Genomic DNA, 1,814 nt, shown 5'->3' on the forward strand with positions numbered 1-1,814 from the left:
ACGCGCCGAGCCGCCGCCGCGCCTGGTCCACGAGGTCGGGGTTGTGGTCGGCCATGCGGCGCAGCAGCACCAGCTGGAAGTCGGGTTCCATGGGTCCATCGTGCCCGGCCCCGCCCCCGCCCATTGCCCGCGCAACCTTCCCTGACTAGCCTGTGTTCGTCATGCCGATCGCCTGTTGATATCTCGAACATCTCGAGCGGATATCGCGACGGGCGCCAACACCAAGGGAGGGGGCCGGACGTGGGACGCCTCGTGCCTGCCGTGACCCGGGCTCTCGACATTCTGGAGCTGTTCCTCGACGGGGACGGGACGCTCTCCGCCCCCGACATCGTGCGCAGGCTCCAGCTGCCGCGCACCACCGTGCACGAGCTGGTCACCACGCTCGCCGCACGGTCGTACATCGTGCCGGTACCCGGCCAGCCCGGACGGTACCGGCTCGGCGTGCGCCCGTACCAGCTCGGCAGCCGCTACGCCGAGCAGCTCGACCTCGCCGCCGAGGGCCAGCAGGTGGCCCGCTCGGTCGCCGAGACCTGTGACGAGACGGTTCACGTGGCCATCCTGGAGGGCACCGACGTCATCTACATCGCCAAGGTCGACTCCACCCACGCCGTCCGCATGGTCTCCGCCGCCGGGCGCCGGCTGCCCGCCCACTGCACCTCGGTCGGCAAGATGCTGCTGGCCTCGCTGCCCGGGCCGGAGCTGGCCGCGCGCATCCCCGACGACGCCGAACTGGTCGCGATGACCCCGAACAGCATCACCGAACCGGCCGCGCTGCGGGCGGCGCTGGACCGGATCCGGGAGCGCGGGATCGCGGTGGAGAGCCGCGAGTCCAACCCCGACGTCTCCTGCGTCGCCGCGCCGGTACGCGACCGCACCGGCCAGGTCGTCGCCGCGCTGTCCATCTCCGTCCCTATGATTCGCTGGAGCGACGAGCGCCGGGCCGAGCTGGAGCAGCTGGCCGCCAAGGGCGCGGCGGAACTGTCGGAGCGGCTGGGACACAGGAGCGCGGCATGACGGCGTACGAGGTGGCGGTGGCGGCGGAGGCGACGCTCGGCGAGGGCCCGACCTGGGACCCGGCGACCGGCACGCTGCTCTGGCTGGACATCCTGGGCATGCGGCTGCACACCTACGACCCGGTGACCGGCCGCCGCACGGTCCGCACCACGCCCCAGCACATCGGCGCCGCCAAGCCCCGCGCGGGCGGCGGCCTGGTGCTGAACCTGCGCGACGGCGTCGGACTGCTGGACCCCGACGGCACGTTCGGCTGGCTGCACCACGAGCCGGTCCCGGGCCGCCGGGCGAACGACGCGGCGGTGGCCCCGGACGGCTCCCTGTGGGCGGGCACCATGCGCTACGACGAGGCGGCCGGCGGCGGCACGCTGTCCCGGGTGACCGGCGACGGCACCGCGCGGACGGTGCTGGACGACGTCACGGTCAGCAACGGCACCGGCTGGAGCCCCGACGGCCGCCTCATGTACTACGTCGACACCCCGACGCGCCGCGTGGACGTGTTCGACTACGACTCCGAGGGCATCCGCGACCGCCGCCCGCTGGTGGAGATCGAGGAGGGCGCGGGCTACCCGGACGGCCTCACGGTCGACGCCGACGGGTGTGTGTGGGTGGCCCTGTGGGACGGCGGAGCGGTCCGCCGCTACACGCCCGACGGCACGCTGGACCGCGTCATCTCCCTGCCCACCCCCCGGACCACGGCCTGCGCCTTCGGCGGCCCCGGCCTGACCGACCTCTACATCACCACGGCCCGCACCGGCCTGGACGCCCCGCACCCCCTGTCGGGCTCCCTGCTGGTGGTCCCG

2 protein-coding genes are annotated in these 1,814 nt (G+C 73.9%); both read left to right on the forward strand.

What is annotated here, in order from left to right; translation table 11 throughout:
• Nucleotides 1-240 precede the first annotated feature (240 nt).
• Nucleotides 241-1,014: an IclR family transcriptional regulator gene (locus H5J33_RS33805; RefSeq protein ID WP_181798493.1), complete on the forward strand. Its 774-nt coding sequence runs from the start codon at nucleotides 241-243 to the stop codon at nucleotides 1,012-1,014.
• A partial coding sequence (locus H5J33_RS33810) for an SMP-30/gluconolactonase/LRE family protein (protein ID WP_181798494.1) occupies nucleotides 1,011-1,814 on the forward strand: 804 nt, incomplete at its 3' end. The genes H5J33_RS33805 and H5J33_RS33810, both read left to right, overlap by 4 nt.

The sequence above is a fragment of the Streptomyces sp. WELS2 genome (genome assembly GCF_013870595.1).
GTDB lineage: Bacteria > Actinomycetota > Actinomycetes > Streptomycetales > Streptomycetaceae > Streptomyces.